Below are 22,383 nucleotides of genomic sequence, written 5' to 3'. Positions count from 1 at the left end.
CCGCCCGAATCACTCTCCCACAACCGATCCCGAAGGAACCGGCACCACCATGACTACCACCATCCTCCCCACGAAGGCCGTCGCGGCCTTGCTCCGCAAGGAACTGCGCACCCGGTTCCCGGGCATCAAGTTCTCCGTGCGCTGCTCCACCGGCACCGCGGCCGCGTGGATCAACGTCCACCACGAAGACGGCCCCACCAGTGCGCAGGTCGACGAGATCTGCGGCAAGTACGAGGGCCGCTCGTTCGACGGGATGGCCGACACCTACACCGACCACGGCACCACGTTGATCGCTGGGGAGGCGGGGGAGATGCCGACCGAAGTCCAGTACGGCTGCGACGGCATCAACACCGCCCGCGACTTCACCCCAGCCGGACACATCGAAGCCCAGCGGATTGTCCGCGAGTCCAGCAACATGCCGCACCTGGTCCTCTGCGACGACGCCGGCGTCCTCGTCGAGGGCCGCGACATCACGGACGGGCAGGGCTGCGAGTTCAACGACGGCTGGCACGCCTGGGACCGCTCGCACCTCTCCGCCTGGTCTGCGGTGCGGTTCCTGTTGCAGCACGTTGACCTCACACCGGCCCCAGCACGCCAGTAGCCGAGCAGGCCGCGCCGCCGATAGCGACGGCGACGCGGCCCCCTATCTCCCACGGAACGCCCGCCGACCAAGCGGGCACCCCAGCAGCACTGTAAAGGACTACCGCTCATGTTCATCACCTACGAACGCCCCACCCACCTCACCGACGAGCAGACCGACCCGCAGGCCCCGGCCGCCGACCTGGCACCCGGCGCGGACGTCGACCCCCGCGTGCCGGTGTGCGGTGCGTCAACCTACGACGTCGACGGCACCCGCTGGACCTGCACCCGTGGTCCAGGCCACGCCGACGACGAGCACCGGGCCGTGTTCGACCGCTACCACGGGGGTGCCGTCGGCCAGGTCGCGTTCGCGTGGCAGTACGAGTGGGGCGGAGCCGGCCACGGCCCGTCGTCGACCGTCCCCATGACGACTGTCACCGTCACGGTGTCGTTTCCGTCGACGGCGTGGACGAACGAGCAGCTGCCCGAATCGATCGCCGACGAAGTACGGTCCGTGTTCTGGGAGTGCGACCACGACGACGTCACCGTGCAGACCATCGCGACCAGCACCACGCACCCCGTCGCGGGCTGACCCGCCGGGGCGGTGACGGTCGGCGACGTGGTGAAAAGCGCCGGGGTGACACATTTAGAGAATGCGCAGCACGCTATTTCTATCGGGTGACGGTAATAGCAGCACGACGTTAATGCGCCAGGGGATAGCCAGCCCTCCCGCCGTGATCGATGCCCCAGCCGTGCGTTCGTAAACGTCAAGCGTTGGTGCCAGATAATGCATATGCAACAACCTGCCAGCAGTAGTGCCGCCCGGTAAAAAATAGTAGAAGAATGTGCGAAAAAGGCTACCCATATAGGCCCGCGTGTTATAGAATAGAAGCATGCAACGGGGGAGAGTCCCCCGGCATCACAAACTTTACGAAAAGGTGATTTCGATGAGCATCACGGTGTACACCAAGTCCGGGTTCTGCGGCATGTGCAAGGCCACCGAGCGTGCTCTCGCATCCGCCGGCATCGAGTACACCGAAGCCCACCTCGAAGACGTCGACCAGGCGCAGATCGACGAGTGGAAGACCACCCTCGGCATGAACGCCCCCATCGTCATCACCGACACGGAAGTTGGCGCATGGTCTGGGTTCCGCCCCGACAAGATCGGCGAACTCGCCTCGAGCGCGGCCGCGTGATGTCGATGACCCTCGAACGTCCGACCACCGTCCGCCCCGACGTCATCCAGCCGGCGACCCGTGCCGCCGTCGACGAGCTCTACGCCGGCGACACCGTCACCGCGTTCCGCGCCATCGACCAGGCCACCGCCGACCCGACCGAGCACGTCCACGGATGGGAACTGTCCGACGAGCAGCGGCAGGTCTACGAGGCCGGGTTCATGGTCGGGTTTCAGATGGCTGCGCCGGAGCTCATGGCCGAGGTCGCCTCGCTGCGGGCCCGCCTCGAGCAGGCCGAGCACGACGCCGACCGGTACTACGCCGAATTGTGCCGCCGACCCGTACCCGCGGAACCGTTCGCATCGGACCCGACGTTCGCGGAGATCTCTCAGTTCCGCGGCGAGCACGACCGCGCCGCCCGCCACGATGCAGCGATCGACCGGATGTTCCCCCAGTACGCCCGCGCATGAGCAGGGACACTAGAACGATGGTGACAAGCGACGACGACGAGTGGCTGCGTTCCCGGCCGGTGTCGCGGGAGCTGCAGCGTGCGTCTGCTCGTGCGCGGCCACCGCACATCCGGGTGCACGACGCGGAGCAGTTCCGCCGGGACGTGCTGCAGCACATCGACGCCCTCGCGCGCCTCGACGTGACCGCGGCCGAACGCGCCGAGACCGCCGCATGGCGGCACCGCATCGAGGCGGCACCCTCCCACCGGGTGTGGGTCGAGTACCAGCACCCCTCCGCCGACGACCAGGAAGCACCGCGGTGAGTGCCGGACGGAAGCGAGTCCGCGTGCAGGGGTTCGAGATCCCAGCAGGGGAGATCATCGGACTGATCCGCTGGTTCCCCCTCGAGGGGGAGTGGCAGCACGAACTCGTCACCGGCGCCCTCCACGGCCTCACCGCCGACGGCCGAATCGAGCTGATCAACGGCGACGAGCTCCGCGCCTACGACGCCGACGTGTGGGCCGTGTGCTCGGCCGTCCCGGAACCGCTCCACGGTCTCGCGTCCTGATGTCAGCGCAGCCCACGTTCACGTTCGCACGGCAAGCCGAGACACGGGAGCCTCAGCCGTTGGTTCCGGACGTGTTCGCGGCGCCGGCGGATCTCGACGAGTTGGCAGCACCGCCCGCGGATCGCGGTTCGGGTGAGACCCCGATGGGGGAGTTCACCGCGCGGGAGTGGGCGATCTTCCGGCAGGGGCAACGGTGGGGGTATGAGTCACGGCAGGCGGAGGTGGACGCGGCGTGGAACGCGTTCAACGCTGCGGACTTCGACGCCGACCGGTACTACCGGGCCGCGTACGACCACGACAACCATGACTGCGCCATCCATGCGAACAAGGGCCGCTACCAGGGTGCGTCGATGCGGCTACTGCACTGGGTGGATCCCGACGACGCTGAACCGTCCGATTCTGCGGGGCGCGCATGAGTGGTGATCGTGGTGGTGTGTCCGCGGCCGAGGTGGACCGGCGGGTGCAGTTCGCGGACGCGGCGCTCGGCGCTGCAGGCCATCAGGTCACGGACCCGGTACTCCGCGAGTACGTCCGTCGCGTCGCCGCCGAGACGATGACAGTCGACGCCGCACTCGCAGCCGGGCTCGCGCACCTTGACGCCGAACAGGACCGGGGCGGGGCCGACACGTGACCAGGTCGACGTCGGCCGCTCCGGAACGGTTCTGGTCGCACGTGGTCAAAGGGCCGGGAGCGGCGGACTGTTGGATCTGGACGGGCGCGATCGGTGACGACGGGTACGGCCGCTTCTGGGTCCCGCAACCCGACGGTGGCCAGCGGGCGATGCGGCCGCAGCGGTGGCTGTACGAGCATCTGACCGGTGTCGCGCTTCTGCCGGAGGTGTTGCTGCTGCACGCGTGTGACGTGCCGTTGTGTGTGCACGTCGACGTTGACGCGGAGTGGTCGCACCTGGCGACGGGAACGCATCGGGGGAACATGCTCGAGCGGGTGCAGCGCGGACGGCACCGCAACGGGTCGACCGCGATCCGCACGGCGGGCATCGCGCGTGCGGAGCGGGTGCGGTTGTCGCGTGCGCTCCGGGCGGCGTTCCGCGAGCACGGCTGGGATCCCGCCGCGATCGCCGCGCACAAGACCGGGATCGAGTCGGACACACCGACTCTCTGGTGAACGCAGCCCAGCCGCGTGCGTTACCCGACGCGTGGGGTGGCCGCGTGTGTGGGGCAGAGATCGGTGTAGCTGCTGGAGGTGTCCGCGGTCGACCATCCGTGTTCGCGTGCGAACGATCGTGCTTCGGCGCGACTGCTGGTGTCGTCGGCCGTCGCGATCGGAATGATGACGCGATCGCAGCCGAACGCGTCGCAGCTCACGATCATTGCTGAGCGGGCAGCCACCGTGCGCCCCGCTACCTGAGCGGCCCGGCGAAACCGCACGCGGCGAGAGTCATGATCACGCGGCCGGGTCTTCGCCGCGATCGACGTCGCACTCGTCCGCTCGTGCGCTGTCATCGACCGCCGGCAATTCGTCCGGCCGCTCAGCAGTGGACGTGGCCGTGCCCCGCTTGGGGCGCTTCACCTCGCGCACGGGCAGGCCCAGGCGTTCGGCGACCTCGTCGCGGGTGACCTTGGTGTCGAGCATCTGCCCGACGATGTCGGCTGCGTCCGCGCGGGACGCTTCGACCTGCTGCTCGGTCTCGGCACGGATCGCGGCGATGCGCTCTTCCGCGGCCGCCTCGATGCCCGCGACTGCGTCGACGGCAACGAAGTATTCGACCGCGAGTTCTTCAAGCTGCTCCTGCCGGCGGCGGAACTCCGCGGCGCGCTGCGCTGCCTGTTCCCGCGCCGCCTTACGGGCAGCGGTCTGCTTCGCTGACTTCCGGTTCTCGGCCATGTCGATCTCTCCCAATCATCCGCCCGGCCGCCCTGTCACGACCTAACGGCCACTACACCGACCGTGAGCGGCCGGAAGCGGACCGGCGGTCGCCGGGCCGTGTTCATCCGAGCCAGAACCGGACTGCGGTTCTGGCTCGGATGCTGCCCTCGACGCACTCCCAACCAGCTGCAACGACAGTCTTCGTTCCTCAGCCGTCGAAGCATCTGGTTTTCATGGTCTCAACCAGCATCCGCGCTCACTCTAGCTCGCGTGCAAGTTCCCCTCATCCTTCGGTCCACTAGCTGTCACACCATTGGCATTATGAATGAGTGGGGTACCCTTGCCGCATGTTCGCCGCCGCATACCGTCCCGCTCTGGGGGGCTGCTGATGACGATGAGCTTGCACGTTCTGTCCACGGGTGACGGCTACACGTACTACACGTCGGAGGTCGCGACCGGCGACGTGCGGCGTGCGCAGGGCCGGGAGATCGGCGACTACTACACCGTCGAGGGGAACCCTCCGGGGCAGTGGGTCGGTGGCGGGATCGGTCTGCTCGGCATGGCCGGTGAGGTCTCCGAGGCGCAGATGAAGGCCCTCTTCGGTGAAGGTCTGCACCCGGACGCGGAGGCGATGGTCGCGAGCGCTATGGAGGCGGGGAAGAGCTACGAGGACGCGGAGAAGGACGCCCGGCTGGGCCGGGCGCCGCACCGCATGTCGGCGTCGTCGACGAAGCTTGCGGCCGCGATCAAGGAGGCCGAGGACCGGTTCGAGCGCACCCGGCACCGGGAGCCCGACGCGTCGGAACGCGCGCAGTTGCGCACCGCTGTCGGTCTGCAGGCGTTCCGCGAGGCGAACGGCCGACCGCCTGCAGACGGCGAAGAACTCGGGAAGTTCATCACCGCCGCGACCCGCTCCGACCGGAACACCGTCTCGGGGATCGACTTGACGTTCTCGCCGCCGAAGTCGGTGTCGATCGCGTGGGCTGCCGCGATCGCGCAGGACGACCACGCCACCGCACGGCTCATCGAGCAGGCCCAGGAGCGCGCGATCGCTGACTCGATCGCGTGGCTTGAGGAGAACGCGATCGCCACCCGCGCCGGCGTGAACGGCGTCCGCCAGCTCGACGTCGAGGGTGGGCTGATCGCGACGAAGTTCCGCCACCATGACTCCCGCTCCGGGGACCCGCAGCTCCACGACCACGTCGTCGTCGCGAACCGTGTCCTCGGCTCCGACGGGAAGTGGCGGACCCTGGATTCGAAGCTGCTGCACCGGCAGGCGATGGCCGCCGCGGCGATCCACAACCGTGCCGTCATGGACTACGTTTGCGAACTGACCGGCGCCACCACCCGCGCCCGTGTCCTCCGCGCCGGTGACCCCCCGGTAGTGGAGCTCGCGGGCGTCAGCGACGACCTGATCGCCGAATCGTCCACTAGATCGCGTGACTCCCGGAAGGTCGCCGCGGACCTCGAGCGGGACTACCGACGCGACCACGGCCGTTCACCTGACCGTGCCACGAGGCGCAAGATCGCCCAGCAGGCGGTGCTCGCGACGCGGCCGAAGAAGGAGCACAGCCGCCCCGTCGCCGAGGTCGCGAAGACCTGGTTCACCGCCGCCCGGAAGAGCACCCGACGTCAGGACCTCGAGGTCGGTGCGCTCCTCGGCCGCGGTCTCGGCTCTGACCAGGAGACCCCGTTCGACCCGGAGGACGCCGCACGGGCGATCCTCGCGAGGGTGTCCGAGGATCGGTCCATGTGGGGCGTCAACAACGTGCAGATCGCCGCCGAGCAGTGGGTGAACGAACACCGCGGCATGCCGGGCCTGGACGGCAAGACCGGTGCCGCGGTCATCACGAAGACCGTCATCGACGGCCACTCCATCCGCCTGACCCCGCCGCCGGCGCACGGCGCGTTCCAGCCCGTCGCGATGCGCGACGGATCCTCCCCATACGCCTCCAAGGGTGCCGTGGTGTTCTCCTCGCAGGCCGTGTTCGACGCGGAAGCGATCATCCTCGACGCCGCGAAAGATCGCACCATCGGCCCCGTTCGCGCGGAGACGTTCGCCGCCGCACGGGCGGAACACGGAGCGCACCTCGACGACGGGCAGGCCGCTCTCGCCGCGGCGTTCGCATGCGACCCCCTGCGGGTCTTGGTCGGTGTCGGGCCCGCCGGCACCGGCAAGACGACCGCGCTGAAGGTCGCCGCGCGTGCGATCGAAGCCGAAGGCGGCCGCATGATCGGTCTGACCCCGTCCGCCGCGGCGGCCGCGGTCATGTCCGACGCCGTCGGCATCCGCGCCGTCACGCTCGACAAGTTCCTCGTCGGCACCACCCTCGAGCAGCTGCTCGAGGCGAAGTCCATCACGGGCGACATCGACCTGCTTCGTGGGGACGTGATCGTGGTCGACGAAGCCGGCATGGCCGGCACAGTGAACCTCGCCAAAGTCGTCCGCATCGCCGAGCTCACCGGCGCGCACGTGCGGTTCATCGGCGACGACAAGCAGCTCGACGCCGTCGCCTCCGGCGGCATGCTCCGCCTCCTCGAGCACGAAGTCGGCGCCACATACCTCGACGAGCTCCACCGGTTCAGCAACCCCGACGAAGCCGCCGCCACCCTGCTCCTGCGCGACCCGACGGTTAAGGACCCGTGGGCGTGGCATCTCGCCAACGACCGCGTCGTCGGCGGGGACGCGGACCGGATGGCCGACCACGTCTTTGGCGGCTGGCAACAGGACATCGACCAGGGGCTCGACGCCCTCATGGCCGCCCCGACCCGTGTGCAGATCGCCGAGCTCAACGCCCGCGCCCAGGCGTACCGGTTCACTACCGGCGAGGTGTCCGGCCGCCGTGGGGCGAATCTGATGGACGGATTCCAAGCCCACGCCGGCGACCGGATCGTGACGCGGAAGAACGACTACAAGCAGCGCACCCTCCGGGGACGGGAGTTCGTCAAGAACGGCGACCGCTGGACCGTGAAGCACGTGAACCAGGACGGATCCCTTGACGTCGTCCACGCCGGCCACGGCGGAAAGCTCCGCCTCCCCGCCGACTACGTCAAAGACCACACCCAGCTCGGCTACGCACGCACCACCCACGGCGAGCAGGGCAACACCGGCGACACCATGTGGCAAATCGTCGACGCATCCACCACCCGGAACGCCGCGTACGTCGGCGGGACCCGCGGCCGCCACAGCAACACCTTCGCCGTCATCACCGAACCCGGCCAGGACATGCGCGACGTCCTGACGAAGATCGCCGGGAACGTCGACCCGAACCTCACCGCACGCGAACAGCTGCGGATCACCCACCGCGACGCGGATCGCATCGTGACCCTCGCCGACCAGTACGCCGACCTCACCCAGCAGGCCGACCGGATCCGCTTCACCGCAGCCGCGGAACAAGCGCTCGGCCCCGACGTCACTAACACCCTCGGTGGCGAGGACACCTGGGGTGTCACCGTCACCGCAATGCGCCGCGCGGAGCGGGCCGGGCTCGACCCAGCCGACGTGCTCTACCGGGCATGGACAGAACGTCCCGTCGACGACGTCGACAACGTCCCAGCCGCACTCGGCTCCCGCATCACTGCCCTCACGAAGCAGTGGAAACAGGAACACCCACAGCCCGCCGTCGAACGGGCCGTCCCGACGTGGATCGCCGACACGGCACCCATCCGGTCGCCCCACCTCCCGCAGGCATGGCGGGACGAGCTCCAGGAACGCCACGACCACCTCCGCGCCCGTCTCATGGAGCGCGGTGAAGCGATGGCCGCTGAGCAGCCCGCTTGGGCAGCGCAGCTCGGCTCCGTGCCCGCCGAGCCCGATCGGCGAGCGGCGTGGGTGCGGCTCGCCGCGGAAGTCGACACCTTCCGCGACCGCCACAACGTCCCCCTCGCGGAGACCCAGGCCATCCCCGTCGGTCGACGCGATGAGGGCGTCGGGAAGGACCTGCAGGAACGTGTTGTCGCGTCGCACAAGTCACAGAGCCTTCGTGAGCAGGCAGCGGACCGGAAGGACCGCCTTGCTGCGATCCGTGGCCGCAACGCCGACGACGCTCGGCGACGCCGCGAGGCGTGGGAACAGGCTCACGGCCGGCAGGTGCCGACCGTTCGGCCGGACGACAGCACGACGAGCCGCGACCTCCCGAAGCCGCCGAGCCGCGACAATGAACGAGAACGCTAACGCGGACCGGGCAGTTGGGTTGGCGGGTGGTGCCAGAATGCTCGCGTGGGGGTGTTGTGGTCTGTCCTGGTGGGTGTGGGTCGGCACGTGCTGAGCTGGTGGCGCAGAGCCTTTCCGAGAACCCCTGAGCATGTCCACTCGGATCTGCGGGCGTTCGAGCAGCGCCTCACGGCGTATCGGGCCGCAAGCGACTCCGCGCGAGCTGAAGCCCGCGCGGTCCTCCGAAACAGAGCGGTCGCGGCTGGGAGCGCCCTTCCCGGCACAGTCCTCGGCGCGGGGCTCACCGCGATCGTTGCTCTCACCGGCTTGATCGGCACCTACACGATCTTCCTCATGCAGTCCGGCGTCTCCGCCGCGCGTGACGCGCAGGTCCGATCCGACGCTCTCAACGACGTAGGCAAACTTGATGACGCCAAGACAACCCTCAGCGCAGCGCTCACCGGCATGGACAGCCTGCTGCACAGCGGCGGCGAACTCCTCATCACCATCGGTGCGATCGTCCTCGGTGCGATTTTCCTTGCCTGGGTGATCGCCCGCGATCGAGCCGCGCTCCATGCCATCGCGAGCGCTTGGCTCGAGGCGTATCTCGAAGTGGAAAACCCTGCACCGGCTCCCCTGCAGCGTTCGCGCTGGCTACGCCGATAATCGCTGTTATGTCAGATATGTATGTGGACAGCGCCTGGGTCTCTCCTACGTTGCCCCAGGGCTGGTACCAGCCGTAGCCGGATATCGATGCTCCCGGGTCAGGACTTCGCGCATCGGATGGTGGGAAACCGCCACCAGGTCATGCGGCCACCACCGTCGAGGGTTGCTCGAAGTCGCCCCTACTGTGAAGGCGTGCAGAAAGTGATCGCCCTCTGGAAGTCCGCGGTGGACCTCCTCTTCGACGCCTTGCTCGGGCTGATCTGGGTCGTCCTGTTGGTGACACTGTTCGTCACCGCTGTCGGGACGATCCCGGCAGGCGGGGTCGGTGTGCTCCTGCTGGTAATCGCCAGTGCGGTCGCGCGCGGTGCCGCGCAGTCGGAGCGGCTCCGCGCCGTCGCGCTCCTCGATCTGGCGATCACCCCGCCCACCCGGAAGACCACCCGGGTCACCGGTCTGCGCCGACCGTTCGCGCAGGCGTTCGTTGACATGGCGGATCCAGTGACGTGGCGGGCGCTGACCCATCACCTCGTGTCCGCGGTCCTCGGGTGCGGCTTCCTCGGCATCCTGGCCGCAGTGCCGTTCTTCGTAGCTATCGTTCGCACCGCGAACCTGCCGGGCTTGCCAAGCGGCACCGCAACCTGGGTGGTCGCCGGTGTCGTGGTTCTCGCCCTGGCGCCGCTGTACGTGTTAGGCGCTGGCATGCTCGACCGGTTACTCACCGTCGCGCTCCTCGGCGCGAGCCGAACCGTGGCACTGCAGGAACGGATCGATACCCTCGCTTCCGCTCGACAGGGCGCCGTCGATGCCGCCTCGACCGAACGGCAGCGGATAGAGCGCGATCTGCACGACGGTGTGCAGCCCCGACTTGTCGCGCTGGCGATGACGCTCGGTATGGCTCGGTCACGTTTCGACAGCGACCCCGCGGCCACGCGGGAGCTCCTCGACCAGGCGCACCGCGATGCGAAGGAATCAATCACGGAGCTGCGGCAGCTCGCACGGGGCATTCATCCTGCGATCCTCACTGACCGGGGGCTTGATGCTGCCCTCTCGGCGGTGGCGGCACGAAACGTCATCCCTACCACCGTCGACGTCGCGCTCATCGGCCGGCCACGGCCCGAGATTGAGGCGGTGCTGTACTTCGCGGTAGCCGAGGCGCTCACGAACGTGGCCAAGCACTCCGGTGCGTCGCAGTGCACGGTGACCGTCGCTCAGGTGCGAGACGGCGTCCGGACCGTGGTGTGGGACGACGGACACGGCGGCGCCGGCTCCGAGGGCCACCCTGGTGGCGGGCTGAGCGGCATGCGCGACCGCGTCCGCGCCGCTGGCGGCACCCTGTCCACCGACAGCCCCGTCGGTGGGCCAACCCTCGTGACCGTGGAGGTCCCGTGCGCATTGTGATCGCCGAGGACGCTGTCCTCCTCCGTGCAGGCCTTGTCAGACTCCTCACCGATGCCGGACACGAGGTCGCCGCCGCAATTGACACGGCACCCGCGCTGCTCGACGCCGTCAACGTCACCTCCCCGGACCTTGCGATCGTCGACGTCCGAATGCCTCCCACCTTCACCGACGAGGGGGTGCGCGCGGCGGTCCTCATCCGCGCGCAGCACCCGGGCGTCGCCGTCCTCGTGCTTTCGCAGTACGTCGAGGAGCGCTACGCGGCGGACCTCATCACGAGCAACACCGCGGGACTCGGCTACCTACTCAAGGACCGTGTCGTCGAGGTCGACGAGTTCCTCGGCCACGTCGCAAGAGTCGGCGCCGGCGGAACCGTGTTCGACCCTGAAGTCATCGCACAGATCCTCGCCAGGTCGCGCCGTTCAGACGGCATGGAGACCCTATCTCCGCGGGAACTGCAGGTCTTGCAGCTCATGGCCGAGGGCCGCTCAAACAGCGCTGTCGGCAACGAGCTGCACATCGCCGAGAGCTCGGTCGAGAAGCACGTTTCCGCCGTATTCACCAAGCTCGGCGTCCCCACCGAGGGATCCAGCAATCGGCGTGTCCTTGCAGTGCTCCGCTACCTCTCCGAAGCCACCGGCGCCGGCCGCTGACCTCCACACACATCCGCCTTCACCCCACAGATCGAGGACCCCATGACCACCTCCTCCGCGCCCTCCCCGGCCCCGCGACGCCCGCGCACCCTTCGCATATTCCTGCTCATAGTGGGATCGGTACTCATCGCGTCGCTGCTGGCGCTCATCGCCGTACAGCTACTCGCGTCGTCCGACCAGCAGGGCCAATCCCAGACCAGCTCGATCAAGGGCGACTTTGACCGGGTGACACTGCAGACGGCAGCGACAGACGTTGTCGTGGAGCACGCCGATATCGACCAACCGCAGCTAGTGTTCGTGCCTGGAGACACCAAGCTGCGCGAAACACACGAAGTCACGGATGGTGAGCTGACCGTTGCTATCGACGGACCCGCATGGAGCTTCTCCGAGCTATCCGTCGTCCGACAAGGAGCCCACCTCACTCTGCGCCTCCCGACCGCCGACGCGAAGCCGTCGGTGACGGTTACCGCGACCGCGGCCGACGTTAATCTTCGCGGCAGCTACGCAGACGTGACGGTGACGAGCGCGGAGGGTGATGTCACCATCGTCGGAACCGTCAACACAGTGAAGATGCAGAGCACGCAAGGAGACGCCGCCCTGAATCTGTCTCGCGCACCGTCAGCGATATCGCTCGAAAGCACATCGGGAGATCAGGACGTGCGTCTGCCCACCGGCCGATACGCGATCACGACCGAAACGACCGCCGGCGATGTCACCAGCGACCTCGACAGCTACCCGGACGCAGCAAACCGGTATCGCTTCACCACAACCGTCGGCGACATCGAACTCCGCACCCGCTGACACACCGGTGTAGCACGCTCGGTGTGGGCGCATTTGAACCGGCCCGAGAATGCTGCCCGTGAAGGTTGTCAGATGACGGTGGCCTAACCCGCACGGCGGATCCACTGCTGCTCTTCGAGCCCAGTCCCTGGGTCGATTTGGCGGTGGCCGCTCTGCAAGAAACCGTGCCGGGCGTAGAACCGCTGCGCCCGCTGATTGAACGAGAACACGAGCAGGTGAGCGTCTTCCGCTCCGACTGCGGCATACAAGAGGTCGTCCGCGATGCCGGTCCCGTGCGAGCCCTGATCGACGTATATCGTGCACAACTCCAGCGCGGGAAGAGCGCTGCTCGCTGATAGCGCTCGAGCGGTACTCGCCACCCCAAGCAGTTCCCCACTCCCCGAGCGAGCCATGAACACATTCCGGGACGAGGATCTGATCCGATTCGCCCAACGCCGGATACGCGCTGCAACGGTCGTTGCGTCGAGCGACTCATTTGAGATCACACCTCGGTACGTCTGCTCCCAGCACGTTGTCTGGAACTGGCCAATCGCCTCCGCATCTCCGGAGGTTGCACGAACGATGTGCGTCATCGGCTCGCCCGATCGATGTGATTACGGCGTTCAGCAGGAACACAACCGCTTCCCTGGCCGGTTTTCACCGAACGACCGTGCCGGTCGTCTGTTGCGTCGCCGGACGGTGCATCGCGTATGGGTAGCCGCTTGCGAGGAGCCCCATACTTGCTTGATCGGTGAACCCGAAGCGCTTGTAGAGACGACGGCTTCCCGGCGTTGTCGCTTCCAGATAGGCAGCTGCGTGCTCTTCATCAATTGATCCGAGCCGGTGCTGAAGAAGGTTGGAACCGATCCCCTGTCCGGCGGAGCGTGGATCCACCGCGATGTCCGCCAGGTACCAGTGCGGCGTCTGAGGGCGGTTCTCGCTGTAGACACGGGAAGCGCGCGTCGTCGCTGGCAAGTTCCGCAAACCGATCGCGCGAACGTACGTCGGCAAGTAACGAAGCCGCCTAAACAGCGACGTCGTCGCCCCAGGCGCCTCCCACACTGCTACCCCGATGACGTGCCCGGCGGCGTCCTCAACGACATCGACGAGACCGTTCCTGAAGGCACCCGCGAGAAGGCTGGCCGTGTAGGACAACACCAGACGCTCCTCGCGCCGGCTCCGGCCCGGAATCAGCACACGCACAACTTCGTCAGACTGCAGCGCCCGTGCCAGCAGCCGAGCACACGTCGTCACCTCAGAGCTAACAGTTGTCCGAATCAACACCCGACGATTCTGTCAGCCGGCCAGACACCACACGGAGCGAAGATCACCCGTGACCGTCGAAACGCCTCTGACCAAGCCCGACTGTCGCCACCGTCGTCGACTAGGTGATCAGCATGAGGCAACGCCCGTCGTCGTCAGAGATGCGTGGCTACTGTTCTGGCGGTCTCGCGGGTGTGATCGCGTTGATCTGGCCGCGGTCCTCGTCGTAGAGGTGTCCGCGTTGCATGCTGCAGTCCCGGAAGGGCCCGGTGGCCGCGTCGAATAGCACGGCACGGTGCGGGTCCCAGTGCCGGATCCACCAGTCCGAGAGCGCGGCCATGTTCCCGTTCTCGTCCTCCTGCTCCGCCTCCGCGGCGATGTGTGCGGTCCACAGCGCCTGCAGCCGGTCGACGACCTCGGGATGTTTCCACCACTCCGGGCACCAGGTCGCCCGCTGCGCTGACCCGGTGACTTCCACCCGGGCGAATCGTTCCTGCACCCAGTCGTAGAACATCGACTGGAACGGGTTCCCGCCCTCCGCCGCCGATCCGGTGTCGACGTCGTCCGCCCCGTCCACGTCGACTGCCTCGATCTCAGACATTCAGGGCCTTCTTCCCGCCGTTGATGCGGCGGCGGAGCCGGAGGTTCCGAAACCACGGCTTCGTTCGAATCAGGATCGGGTCGACGCCGCTGGCGAAGACGACGGCCCGCCACTTCCGCAGCGATCCCAGCGCCCCGGCGGTGAGGATCGGACGCAACCGGGTGGCGCCGGTTGCGCTGTCGATGACCTCTTCGTACTCACCGATCAGCGCGGAGAGCTCCTGCAGCCGCGGCTGGTCGACCACGCCCCCGCCGAACACCCGCATTGGGGCGGCGGACCAGATCGCTTCCCACCCTTCCTTCCCGTACGCGGTGATCGCCTGTGCAGGGGACTGGAAGTACGCGTTCAGCACGATCCCGAGGGAGCCGTAGTACGAGTACACCTCCGGCAGTTCCGGCCACTTCACGACGTTCGCGCACTCGTCGAGCTCGACCACAAGGGGCACCCGCAGCCGCCCACCGTTGGCGTGGGCCTGCTCCTCGGCGGCCTTGCACACCGCCCGGACAAGCGCGGTCACGAACGCCGCCGCGGACCCGCCCTTCTTCGACAGCAGCACCAGCGTGTCCTTGCTCTGAGCGAGCGTGGCCGGGTCGAACTGCCGGATTCCCGTCGTGGGCACCGTCCACGCCATCATCGCTTCATTCGACAGGGCGCCGGCCATGCGCTGCGCGGTGGCGTACATGCCGGAACGGGTCTTCTCCGTCCACTCGGCGAACCCGTCGAGGGTCGCGGCAAGCCCGACAACGTCGTGCCTCCGGAGGATGTCGGCGACGGTGGTCACCTTCTCCCGGGTCAACCACCCGTACACGTCTCGCAGTTGCCGCTTCTCGAGCGCGGCGGCGAGGAAGCAGCCGGCGAGCATCTTCCGTCCTGACTCGTCGAACTGCGCGTCCCCGCCGCGGTCTGACGCCTTCCGTGTGGACGCCTCGAAGATCTCCGCGAGCTCGTATGCGTCGTCGTCGGTGCGGATGTCGGTGAGGAGGTTGAACGTGAAGTCGGGCGTCGACGAGCGGCGCACCACCTGGTTCGGGTCGAGGACGTAGGTCTCGCCGGCGCCGTGGCGGGCGGCGAGGATCTCGCGGATCCCGTCCGGCTTGTTCGAGGTCACCATGACCCCGCCGGGCGCGACCGCGCAGTGCGGGACGACCTCGGACGTGGTCTTGCCGCGCCGGGTGCCGTGCAGGTGCACGCCGGCGTCCTCCCACGACTGGAACACCTTGTGGCGGCCGCGGGTCGCAACCGCGCCGATCGGCAGACCCGGGCCGATGTCCGGTTCATCCTCGTGCAGGTCCTCCCGGGCCTGCTCAAGGCGCGTCTTCTCCAGCAGCGCCTTGTACTCGTACGGTGGTGCCATCCGGCGGACGGTCTGCCGCTCCTCGCGGCGGATCCGGCCGAGCCGTCCGACGGCGATCGCGGCCGCCACGACAGCGGCGGCGACGACGGCCAGGATCGGGATGGCCGCACCGGGCACGCGCGCGCCGTCGATGAACTGCCCGATCAGCTCCACGACGTTCCAGGAGTATTCCGTTCCCGTCGGGGTGAACACGGCGCCGATGTGGATGCTGAGGTACGCAGCGGCCACGACGACCGCGAACAGCGCCACCGTTTCCAGCGTTGACCGCACCTCGGTCATCGCTTCAGGCCCCGCTCCCCCAGCGTCGGGCTCATCGCTGCTGTTGCTGGGGTTGTGTCATGCGTGTGGTGGCTCATGCGACGTTCTCCGTCGATGCGCCGGCGTCCATCGTGCCGGGATCCGCGAGCAGCTCGGGAAGGTCCGCGGCGTCGGCGTCCTTGTTGTCGATCCACCACCGGGCCCGGTCCAGCGGCCGCGCCGTCACGAGGACTTGCTCCTCGAAGTCGGCGTCGGTGAGCTCCCCGCCCTCGACGAGCGCCTCGTACGCGCCGCGGATCAGCTCCGCGCGGATCCGCAGTGCCCACGGCACCTGCTTCTCTGTGCCGACGAGATCCAGCGGCAGGCCGTCGCGGTTGGCGTCCTCACGGATCTGCTTCGCTTCCTCCTTGTGGCGGGCGTTGCGGTCGGCGTCGGATTCGCCGGAGCCGTTCTGTTGCTTGAAGCAGCGGCCGCACACCAGGTGCTCACCGAACCACTTCGCGGACGCTGCCCGCTTCCCGGCAGGCTTGTCGGACAGGTCACGGTTCTCGATGTGCCCGCACGTGTATTCCACGGGCCAGATCGTCTTGACAGCCATGATGCGTTCTCCTTCGGTCAGCGGGCCCGCGTCGACGTCGACGCGCCCTGGTTGCGGTTGGTGACGAGCTGCTGGATGCGGGACATCGACAGTCCCGACGCCTCGGCGACGGCTTCGCGGCCGACAGCGATCGCGGCGGCCGCGATCGCGTCATCCCGTGCTTGCCGGGACGCCTGGTACGCGGCGACGGCGCGGCGCACCTGGTCGATCGGGTCCGTGTGCGGCTGGGTGGTCGTCATGAGCGGGACTTCCCCTTCGCAGCGGACAGGGTGAGCTGCTCCGTGGTGCTGCCGAGGTCGACGTGCTGGTGCGAGCACGGGTCGGAGAATTGCCGGAAGTTCGACAGCGGCGTGTTTGGCCGGCACTGCACCTGCCCGACTTGAGAGCCCTTCGGCATGATCGTGTTGAGCCAGGTGAGGAACTCGATGTCCTGCGGGCCCGAGCCGAGGAGCGGCTTCCCGCCGACGGCATTGAAGTCCACGGCCACGGCCGGGTTCTTGCAGTGCAACGACCCGGACGTGCAGTGCGTGCCGATCCCGACGCAGGGCCGGTTCATGTCGGAGATCTGTACGGACCCGTACCGGTTGAGGGCGGCGACGAGGATCTGCAGGATGCGAGTGTCGACCTGGCAGCCGGGCTTGGTGGTGCCGTCGACGATCGGGAGGATCTCCTGCTCCACCATCTGCGGGTGGTACGTGTCGGTGAAGGTGCCCTTCTTCCACGCCGCCGCCAGCACCGACGCGAGCTCCTTCTGATCCCCGGAGACGTCGCAGCCCGACGTCGTGGCCGTCCCGGTGAGCGCCCTCACGACGTCTTGGGCTTGGGAGAAGAACTCGGCGTAGTGGTACGGGTCGGCGTTGCCCTGCACGGCATGCGCGGCGAGAGTCGGCTCCATCGACTCCCACCCGTCGACCTGCAGCAGCTTCGTCAGGAACGCCTTCGCCGCGGTGGGGATGTCGAGGCGCTGGTCGCGGGTGCCGTAGGCGGCGTTCTGCTGCAACACCCCGATCGTGGTGTTGTCGACCGCGTCACCGTGATTCGGGTTCGACAGCGACGACTCCCCCATCGCGGTCATCACCACGATCGTGGTGGCCTGCTGGTTGACCTGCATCTGTTCCGCTGCGGCGATGAGCTGCGCGGCCACCGTCAGCTGGTCATGGCCCCACTGCCCGACCTTGTCCGGCACCTTCTTGGCCACCGTCCCGGTCGTCCCGGACGCGGTGCCGCATGCGGCTGCGGCCGCGGCGGGCGGGTTCGATGACGCGGCGACTGCGAAGTAGATCCCCCCGACGATCAGCAGGATCGGGGCGAGGATCAGCGCGATCGCCGCGAGGATCCCGCCCTTCACTGCCCACTCCTGGGCAGTTGCGCGGAGACCACCAGCCACCGGCCGTCCTGCTGCTGCAGGTTGACCGTGTACCGACCGGCGTCGGTCGGGACGGTGACGATCGCGGGCACCGGGTCGGACTCGCCGTCATCGTCCGCACTACCCGGCACGGGAGCGGCGGACACACCAGCAGTGACGACCGCCTTTCCTGTCACCCGGATTCCGGGCACCTGGGTCCGGTCGGTGCCGGCGTAGGCGGTCTTCGCCTGCTCGGTGAGGTAGCCGCTGAACGTCTTCTCCCACGCATCCGCCGGCGCCTGGTGATCCGTGAACGCGGTCACGAAGCCGGCGGCCGCCGACTCCGGCGTGTCCGACGGCGCCGACGGTGGTACGGGTGCCGTCGACGCTGTCGTGGTCGGTGTCACGGCGGCGCGTTCCGGTGCGGGCACCGACGTCTGCCGGGCGATGCCGAGAGCAAGCCCGGCGCCGAGGATGATCACGACGGCGCCGAACACGACGGTGAAGACCACCCATGCGGGAACGTCTCGGTCCTGCCGGGCGCTCATGCCGCCACCAGGCTCGGCAGCTGCGCGTTCTCGTCCTCGAGCATCCCCATCGCGTAGTTCGTCTCGGTGATCTTCTTCTCCAGGCTCGAGCGGATGTGCGCGACGCGGGTTTCGGCGTCGATGCCGACCTTCTTGAAGTGGTGTCCCTGCGGCAGCGTCATCAGGTAGTCCGACGCCCCCGTGCGCAGGCCCGCGATCGCGGCCGCCTGCTGCGCGTCGTCCTGCCGTGCCTGCCGGAACAGGTGCAGGGTGCCGGCTTCCTTGATGAACGAGATCGCCGGGTCATCGGTGGGGATGTCGGCGACGTGGTGAATGTTCACCACGTTCGACAGCCCCAGCGCGCGGGACAGCTTGGAGTTCGACCGGATCACGGCGCCCATGGGACCGCCGACAAGGAACCAGCCTTCGTCGACGCAGAAGTTCGTCTGCTGCTGCTCCGTGGAGGTGCGGATCGCGCCGATGGTCCACGCGTTGGCGAGCATCATCCCGATCGACCGGGCGGGCCCGTCCTCGGGCAGCTGGCTGAAATCGAAGAACGTCGCCTTGTCATCCAGCGCCACCGACGAGGACGTGTCCCCGTCGAACAGGCCGGGCATCTCTTCCGGGATCCGCTCGAGCAGGATCCGGGCGCCGTAGCCGGCGAGCTCCTGGTGATCTTTCACGAACGAACTGAGGCCGGCGTACTCGGGGACGTCCATGTTCCCGAGGTGCTCGAGCACGTCGAGGATGTTCGCCGACCGCCGCTTCTGCTCCGCCGAGCGGAGCGCGTGCAGGACCGCGACGCGGACGGCCTTCTTCTCGAACCGGTTCAGCTCGATGTTGTCGTTCAAGACCGCGGCGGCCTGCTGCACCATCTGCACCATGCCGGTCGGGCCGGGCACGAGCTGCGTCTGCAGCAGCCGCTTGTCGAGCAGGTTCAACGTCACACCCTCACGGGCGGCGGACGTGGACGTGTCAGCGATGATGAACCGGATCGGATCGACCCCGATCGCGGCAGCGACGGGGGTGTACTCGCCGAACCCGGAGTCACCAGTAAACGGCTTGATGTCGATGACCACCACCCGGCGGCCCTTCAACACCAACGGGCGGAGCACGTAGTCGCACTTCATCAGCGTCGACTTCCCCACCCCGACATCGCCGATCGTGCACACGTTCGCACTGGTGACCTTCCCGGCGCGGAACGCCGCGAACTGATCGTTCGTCGCCGGCGTCGACGACAGCGTCTCGATGCCCGACAGCAGCCCCTGGAACTCCATCGGCGACGCGATCGGTGCGGGGTTGAGGATCTCCACCTGCCGCGTCGTCGACGGCGCACCCTTCACCAGCGGGCCGTAGTAGCCGATCCGGGTCAGCAGCTTCCGCCGCTTCGGCTGATATCCGCCGTCCGCGGCCACGGGGAACCCGTGCGCGTCCTTCCCGGGGGCGAGTTCGTCGGTGACGTCGTCGACGACGACCGGCGCGGACCGGATGCTCCGCTTGACCCGCTGCTTCGCGGACAGCAGCCCTGCGCGCCGAGCACGACGAGTCGGCTCGTACGGCTCGTCCGTCTCGTTCGGGCTGTTCGTCGTCGCGCTCATCGAGTTGGTCCTGTCTGTTCGAGGGTGGTGGTGTTGAGCTGCCGGATGCGGCGCCGGAGCAGCCACGCAGCGAGGGCTGTCACGGCAATCAGCAGCACGCCGGCGACCGGACCGAGGGCGTTGCTGATAGCCAGCGCGGCGATGGCGACGACCGCGAGGCCGAACCCTTGGAGCACGCGGACCTGGTTGCCGGTGAAGAACCCAACTGCGAAGAGGGCCGTGCCGGTGAAGATCAGGACGACGGTCCCGGCGAGGAGGATCCAGCCAATGACAATCACAGCGACTCCGCCGCTTCCTGATCATCGGTGTGGCGCTGCAGCCGTCGCGTCGCCCGACGGGACCACCCGTACAGCACCGCCAACGGGAGCAGCACCAACACGCAGATCCCCGCCACCGGCCCCACCAGGGTCGCAGCCGGCATGCTGAGTGCGATCGCGGTGAGGAACGTGATCGCAGCGCCCATGGTCGGTCGCACCGCCGACAGCAGCGCTGTTCCCAACGCGAGGAAGAACACCGCGCCGAACACGGTGAAGAAGATCTGATCGAGGGTCACAGCGATTCCTTCGCTTCCTTGCCGGCGGCGAGCTTCTCCACGCGCGTCCCGATCGACGCGTTCGACGACGCGATGCCACGGCCGACGGGCCACGTGTACGCGGCGACGGTCTGCTGGTGCGGGTCGAGCCAGGTCAGCTTGCTGATCCCGGCGTTCGATGCTGCGGCGGTGATCTCCTCGACAGCGTCGGAGAGCTCCTGACGACTCCCCGCGGTGACGGTGATGTAGCCGACCCAGTTCGCGCCGGCGTACCCGGTGCCCGGGGTGAGGTCGGCGATGCGCCGTTTCGCGGCTTCCTGCTCGACAGTAAGGGTGGTGTCTTCGATGCCGCCGCCGCGGGCCCGCCGGTTCGCGTCCGCCATATCGGACACACGGTCCTTCTCTGCGAGGAACAGGGCGTGATCCTGCGGGGTCAGCTCGAGGTGGAAGCTGATCGTGCGGACGACCTGGTGTTCCATCTCGCCGAGCAGCGGCGCCATCCACAGCGACGTGCGGTGCGAGATCTTCACATCCTTCGCCGTCACCCGGCACGTCCGCGACAGCGACTGCGACAGCCGCCCCTCGGGGGCGCCGACGTAGGTCATGTAGGACCAGTCCTCTTGCGAGGGCAGCCACGCCCGGTCCGGGGTGATGTCTCCGGCCTGGTCCATCGGGAACCCGGGGTGCTGCAGGTGCCGCAGCACCGCGGCGGTCTGCCGCGCTGTCATGGCGTGCACGTTCCGGAACCGGGCCGCCGTGAACGCCGCCGTCACGGACCGGATTTCCCGGTCCATGACCGCCAGCCAGCCGTCGATGCCGTCGCCGGCGCGTTCGGCGCGGGCGACGAACCGGTCCGTGACGGGCCAGCAGACGACGAACATGGGCCGGTTCACCAGTTGCGCGGCGGAGATGTCGTCGACGACTTCCCGGTAGGACTCGTGGATCTCATCCGGGACCCTGTCGTCGCCGTGCTCGGCGAGCCACGCCTCGTGCGGGGCGGGGTCGGAGGGCAGGATCCGGGAGATCGTCTGCACCCGGTTCGGCAGCGTCAGTGCCGCACCGAACTGGGCGAGGACCTGCTCGTAGCCGGCGGCGGAGGCGTCGAAGACGGCGTCGGATTCGATGCCCTCGACCTGCCCGGTGGTGCTGAACACCACGGCGAGGTACTCCTGCCCGAACGACGGACGGTGCCACTGAATGCCGGGCATTCGGTTCCGCTCCCGCAGCCACAGCATCCCCTCGACCCCGTCAGGTGTGAGCCGCATCGCGTGCATCTGCCGCTCCGCCGCACGGCGGGCCCTCCGACCGCGTGCGGACGCCCACGCGTCGGTGAGTGCGTCCCACCCGTCCGTGTCGTATGGGACGAACGTCGTCAGACCACGCTGCACACGGTCGCGGTAGGAGCGTTTGTCGATGTTCCGCTGCAGGACGGTGTTGTTCTCGGTGTCGATCGTGACGAACCACGCCACCAACGGCAGCACCGCCAACGCGATCAGCCCCCACAGCTGCCAGAACGCGGCCGCGGCGAACCCGGCAACCAGTGCGACGGTCAGGGTCCAGAGCCGGGTCTTGGAGATCCGTCCGCCGAAGAGGCCACGGTGGGTGACGTCGCCGCCGATCAGTGAGGTCCGCATCAGCGCACCGCCCCTGCCTGCGGCACCCCACGGGGGTCGTCGACGCTGAACCGCCCCCACCCGACAACGAGCAGCGACACGAACACGGCCATGACGGAACCGGCGATCAGCTGAATGTCGAGGGTGGTCATCTGCTGCCCGGCTCGAGCAGCGGTCCACCCGAACACACCGGCGATGTACCCGACCGACAGCAGGAGCACCAGGTCGGTCACCTTCCGCCGCACTGCACGGAGCGCCGGTGTTTCGAGGAACACGGCAGTCCAGGTGGGGCCGGTGAACCGGCCGGTGCGCTGCCGCCACCCCTGCCCTTCACCCCACAGACCCCAGCCCTCGGACGCGACGACGGTGCCGGCGGTGACGGTGGATGGGTCCGGCAGGTTCGCCGGGTAACGCTTCGCGGTACGCATCAGGAGCACTCCTTCGATGGT

The 22,383-nt window shown here is 68.2% G+C and carries 27 protein-coding genes; 14 read left to right on the top strand and 13 right to left on the bottom strand.

The window, feature by feature from the left end:
- The first annotated feature begins 49 nt into the window (after positions 1-49).
- The 9 genes from EDF31_RS18260 (at position 50) to EDF31_RS18220 (ending at position 3,896) form a co-directional block, all read left to right on the top strand.
- Positions 50-601, top strand: a complete 552-nt coding sequence (locus EDF31_RS18260) for an LPD29 domain-containing protein (RefSeq protein ID WP_131847312.1) — start codon at positions 50-52, stop codon at positions 599-601.
- Between the two features lie 108 nt (positions 602-709).
- A complete protein-coding gene (locus EDF31_RS18255; RefSeq protein WP_131847310.1) occupies positions 710-1,171 on the top strand; it encodes a hypothetical protein in 462 nt (153 codons plus the stop codon).
- A gap of 355 nt (positions 1,172-1,526) precedes the next feature.
- Positions 1,527-1,775 carry a glutaredoxin domain-containing protein gene (locus EDF31_RS18250; protein ID WP_131847308.1) on the top strand — a complete coding sequence of 83 codons (249 nt, stop codon included), beginning with the start codon at positions 1,527-1,529 and terminating at the stop codon, positions 1,773-1,775.
- 5 nt (positions 1,776-1,780) lie between these two features.
- On the top strand, positions 1,781-2,224 hold the full coding sequence (locus EDF31_RS18245) for a hypothetical protein (protein WP_131847306.1): 444 nt from the start codon (positions 1,781-1,783) through the stop codon (positions 2,222-2,224).
- A 17-nt stretch (positions 2,225-2,241) separates the two neighbouring features.
- On the top strand, positions 2,242-2,526 hold the full coding sequence (locus EDF31_RS18240) for a hypothetical protein (protein ID WP_131847304.1): 285 nt from the start codon (positions 2,242-2,244) through the stop codon (positions 2,524-2,526).
- Positions 2,523-2,771: a hypothetical protein gene (locus tag EDF31_RS18235; protein ID WP_131847302.1), complete on the top strand. Its 249-nt coding sequence runs from the start codon at positions 2,523-2,525 to the stop codon at positions 2,769-2,771. The genes EDF31_RS18240 and EDF31_RS18235 overlap by 4 nt, the downstream gene beginning before the upstream one ends.
- 71 nt (positions 2,772-2,842) lie before the next feature.
- Entirely contained in the window at positions 2,843-3,187 is a 345-nt protein-coding gene (locus tag EDF31_RS18230) for a hypothetical protein (RefSeq protein ID WP_131847300.1), read from the top strand.
- Complete coding sequence (locus tag EDF31_RS18225) at positions 3,184-3,402, top strand: hypothetical protein (protein ID WP_131847298.1); 219 nt, start codon at positions 3,184-3,186, stop codon at positions 3,400-3,402. Before EDF31_RS18230 ends, EDF31_RS18225 begins: the two co-directional genes overlap by 4 nt.
- A complete protein-coding gene (locus EDF31_RS18220) occupies positions 3,399-3,896 on the top strand; it encodes a hypothetical protein (RefSeq protein WP_131847296.1) in 498 nt (165 codons plus the stop codon). Before EDF31_RS18225 ends, EDF31_RS18220 begins: the two co-directional genes overlap by 4 nt.
- Positions 3,897-4,175: 279 nt before the next feature.
- Here the strand turns inward: EDF31_RS18220 and EDF31_RS18215 are convergent, their stop codons facing one another.
- Complete coding sequence (locus EDF31_RS18215) at positions 4,176-4,616, bottom strand: hypothetical protein (RefSeq protein WP_207896292.1); 441 nt, start codon at positions 4,614-4,616, stop codon at positions 4,176-4,178.
- 376 nt (positions 4,617-4,992) lie between these two features.
- On the opposite strand from EDF31_RS18215, the gene mobF reads away from it, so the two are divergent.
- The 5 genes from mobF (at position 4,993) to EDF31_RS18190 (ending at position 12,266) form a co-directional block, all read left to right on the top strand.
- Positions 4,993-8,772 carry a MobF family relaxase gene (gene mobF / locus EDF31_RS18210; RefSeq protein ID WP_165901487.1) on the top strand — a complete coding sequence of 1,260 codons (3,780 nt, stop codon included), beginning with the start codon at positions 4,993-4,995 and terminating at the stop codon, positions 8,770-8,772.
- 306 nt (positions 8,773-9,078) lie between these two features.
- Positions 9,079-9,417, top strand: a complete 339-nt coding sequence (locus EDF31_RS18205) for a hypothetical protein (RefSeq protein ID WP_131847292.1) — start codon at positions 9,079-9,081, stop codon at positions 9,415-9,417.
- A 192-nt stretch (positions 9,418-9,609) separates the two neighbouring features.
- On the top strand, positions 9,610-10,815 hold the full coding sequence (locus tag EDF31_RS18200; RefSeq protein WP_165901486.1) for a sensor histidine kinase: 1,206 nt from the start codon (positions 9,610-9,612) through the stop codon (positions 10,813-10,815).
- Positions 10,803-11,465 (top strand): response regulator transcription factor, encoded by a 663-nt coding sequence (locus EDF31_RS18195; protein WP_131847288.1) that lies wholly within the window; start codon positions 10,803-10,805, stop codon positions 11,463-11,465. The genes EDF31_RS18200 and EDF31_RS18195 overlap by 13 nt, the downstream gene beginning before the upstream one ends.
- 42 nt (positions 11,466-11,507) lie before the next feature.
- Positions 11,508-12,266: a DUF4097 family beta strand repeat-containing protein gene (locus EDF31_RS18190; RefSeq protein WP_131847286.1), complete on the top strand. Its 759-nt coding sequence runs from the start codon at positions 11,508-11,510 to the stop codon at positions 12,264-12,266.
- A 636-nt stretch (positions 12,267-12,902) separates the two neighbouring features.
- Here EDF31_RS18190 and EDF31_RS18180 read toward each other — a convergent pair.
- The 12 genes from EDF31_RS18180 to EDF31_RS18125 all read right to left on the bottom strand — a co-directional run bounded on the left by EDF31_RS18180 (position 12,903) and on the right by EDF31_RS18125 (position 22,362).
- Positions 12,903-13,403, bottom strand: a complete 501-nt coding sequence (locus EDF31_RS18180) for a GNAT family N-acetyltransferase (RefSeq protein WP_165901485.1) — start codon at positions 13,401-13,403, stop codon at positions 12,903-12,905.
- Between the two features lie 274 nt (positions 13,404-13,677).
- Positions 13,678-14,109 carry a DUF4913 domain-containing protein gene (locus EDF31_RS18175; RefSeq protein ID WP_131847280.1) on the bottom strand — a complete coding sequence of 144 codons (432 nt, stop codon included), beginning with the start codon at positions 14,107-14,109 and terminating at the stop codon, positions 13,678-13,680.
- Positions 14,102-15,712 (bottom strand): TraM recognition domain-containing protein, encoded by a 1,611-nt coding sequence (locus EDF31_RS18170; RefSeq protein ID WP_165901484.1) that lies wholly within the window; start codon positions 15,710-15,712, stop codon positions 14,102-14,104. Before EDF31_RS18170 ends, EDF31_RS18175 begins: the two co-directional genes overlap by 8 nt.
- A gap of 103 nt (positions 15,713-15,815) precedes the next feature.
- Positions 15,816-16,319 carry a hypothetical protein gene (locus EDF31_RS18165; protein ID WP_131847276.1) on the bottom strand — a complete coding sequence of 168 codons (504 nt, stop codon included), beginning with the start codon at positions 16,317-16,319 and terminating at the stop codon, positions 15,816-15,818.
- A 17-nt stretch (positions 16,320-16,336) separates the two neighbouring features.
- Positions 16,337-16,558, bottom strand: coding sequence for a hypothetical protein (locus EDF31_RS18160; RefSeq protein WP_131847274.1), 222 nt, complete (start codon positions 16,556-16,558; stop codon positions 16,337-16,339).
- Entirely contained in the window at positions 16,555-17,667 is a 1,113-nt protein-coding gene (locus EDF31_RS18155; RefSeq protein WP_131847272.1) for a hypothetical protein, read from the bottom strand. The genes EDF31_RS18160 and EDF31_RS18155 overlap by 4 nt, the downstream gene beginning before the upstream one ends.
- Positions 17,664-18,212, bottom strand: coding sequence for a hypothetical protein (locus tag EDF31_RS18150; RefSeq protein ID WP_131847270.1), 549 nt, complete (start codon positions 18,210-18,212; stop codon positions 17,664-17,666). The genes EDF31_RS18155 and EDF31_RS18150 overlap by 4 nt, the downstream gene beginning before the upstream one ends.
- Positions 18,209-19,789, bottom strand: coding sequence for a hypothetical protein (locus EDF31_RS18145; protein ID WP_131847268.1), 1,581 nt, complete (start codon positions 19,787-19,789; stop codon positions 18,209-18,211). The genes EDF31_RS18150 and EDF31_RS18145 overlap by 4 nt, the downstream gene beginning before the upstream one ends.
- Complete coding sequence (locus EDF31_RS18140) at positions 19,786-20,067, bottom strand: hypothetical protein (protein ID WP_131847266.1); 282 nt, start codon at positions 20,065-20,067, stop codon at positions 19,786-19,788. The genes EDF31_RS18145 and EDF31_RS18140 overlap by 4 nt, the downstream gene beginning before the upstream one ends.
- The gene (locus EDF31_RS18135; protein WP_131847264.1) at positions 20,064-20,342 is read right to left on the bottom strand and encodes a hypothetical protein; all 279 of its coding nucleotides are present in this window, start codon (positions 20,340-20,342) and stop codon (positions 20,064-20,066) included. The genes EDF31_RS18140 and EDF31_RS18135 overlap by 4 nt, the downstream gene beginning before the upstream one ends.
- A complete protein-coding gene (locus tag EDF31_RS18130; protein WP_131847262.1) occupies positions 20,339-21,955 on the bottom strand; it encodes a hypothetical protein in 1,617 nt (538 codons plus the stop codon). The genes EDF31_RS18135 and EDF31_RS18130 overlap by 4 nt, the downstream gene beginning before the upstream one ends.
- Positions 21,955-22,362: a hypothetical protein gene (locus EDF31_RS18125; protein WP_131847260.1), complete on the bottom strand. Its 408-nt coding sequence runs from the start codon at positions 22,360-22,362 to the stop codon at positions 21,955-21,957. The genes EDF31_RS18130 and EDF31_RS18125 overlap by 1 nt, the downstream gene beginning before the upstream one ends.
- Positions 22,363-22,383: the final 21 nt, after the last annotated feature.

The sequence above is a fragment of the Curtobacterium sp. PhB142 genome (assembly GCF_004341255.1).
In the GTDB taxonomy this organism is placed as follows: domain Bacteria; phylum Actinomycetota; class Actinomycetes; order Actinomycetales; family Microbacteriaceae; genus Curtobacterium.
Note: the sequence above shows the minus strand (reverse complement) of the source record. Positions and strands in the feature narration are given on the sequence as shown.

What these genes read in the sequence shown, in the direction of transcription:
- mobF (WP_165901487.1), top strand. Translation starts at nt 4,993, where the DNA reads ATGAGCTTGCACGTTCTGTCCACGGGTGACGGCTACACGTACTACACG.
- EDF31_RS18160 (WP_131847274.1), bottom strand. Translation starts at nt 16,558, where the DNA reads ATGACGACCACCCAGCCGCACACGGACCCGATCGACCAGGTGCGCCGC.
- EDF31_RS18175 (WP_131847280.1), bottom strand. Translation starts at nt 14,109, where the DNA reads ATGTCTGAGATCGAGGCAGTCGACGTGGACGGGGCGGACGACGTCGAC.
- EDF31_RS18250 (WP_131847308.1), top strand. Translation starts at nt 1,527, where the DNA reads ATGAGCATCACGGTGTACACCAAGTCCGGGTTCTGCGGCATGTGCAAG.
- EDF31_RS18225 (WP_131847298.1), top strand. Translation starts at nt 3,184, where the DNA reads ATGAGTGGTGATCGTGGTGGTGTGTCCGCGGCCGAGGTGGACCGGCGG.
- EDF31_RS18150 (WP_131847270.1), bottom strand. Translation starts at nt 18,212, where the DNA reads ATGAGCGCCCGGCAGGACCGAGACGTTCCCGCATGGGTGGTCTTCACC.
- EDF31_RS18145 (WP_131847268.1), bottom strand. Translation starts at nt 19,789, where the DNA reads ATGAGCGCGACGACGAACAGCCCGAACGAGACGGACGAGCCGTACGAG.
- EDF31_RS18165 (WP_131847276.1), bottom strand. Translation starts at nt 16,319, where the DNA reads ATGGCTGTCAAGACGATCTGGCCCGTGGAATACACGTGCGGGCACATC.
- EDF31_RS18245 (WP_131847306.1), top strand. Translation starts at nt 1,781, where the DNA reads ATGACCCTCGAACGTCCGACCACCGTCCGCCCCGACGTCATCCAGCCG.
- EDF31_RS18130 (WP_131847262.1), bottom strand. Translation starts at nt 21,955, where the DNA reads ATGCGGACCTCACTGATCGGCGGCGACGTCACCCACCGTGGCCTCTTC.
- EDF31_RS18215 (WP_207896292.1), bottom strand. Translation starts at nt 4,616, where the DNA reads ATGGCCGAGAACCGGAAGTCAGCGAAGCAGACCGCTGCCCGTAAGGCG.
- EDF31_RS18190 (WP_131847286.1), top strand. Translation starts at nt 11,508, where the DNA reads ATGACCACCTCCTCCGCGCCCTCCCCGGCCCCGCGACGCCCGCGCACC.
- EDF31_RS18125 (WP_131847260.1), bottom strand. Translation starts at nt 22,362, where the DNA reads ATGCGTACCGCGAAGCGTTACCCGGCGAACCTGCCGGACCCATCCACC.
- EDF31_RS18260 (WP_131847312.1), top strand. Translation starts at nt 50, where the DNA reads ATGACTACCACCATCCTCCCCACGAAGGCCGTCGCGGCCTTGCTCCGC.
- EDF31_RS18240 (WP_131847304.1), top strand. Translation starts at nt 2,242, where the DNA reads ATGGTGACAAGCGACGACGACGAGTGGCTGCGTTCCCGGCCGGTGTCG.
- EDF31_RS18255 (WP_131847310.1), top strand. Translation starts at nt 710, where the DNA reads ATGTTCATCACCTACGAACGCCCCACCCACCTCACCGACGAGCAGACC.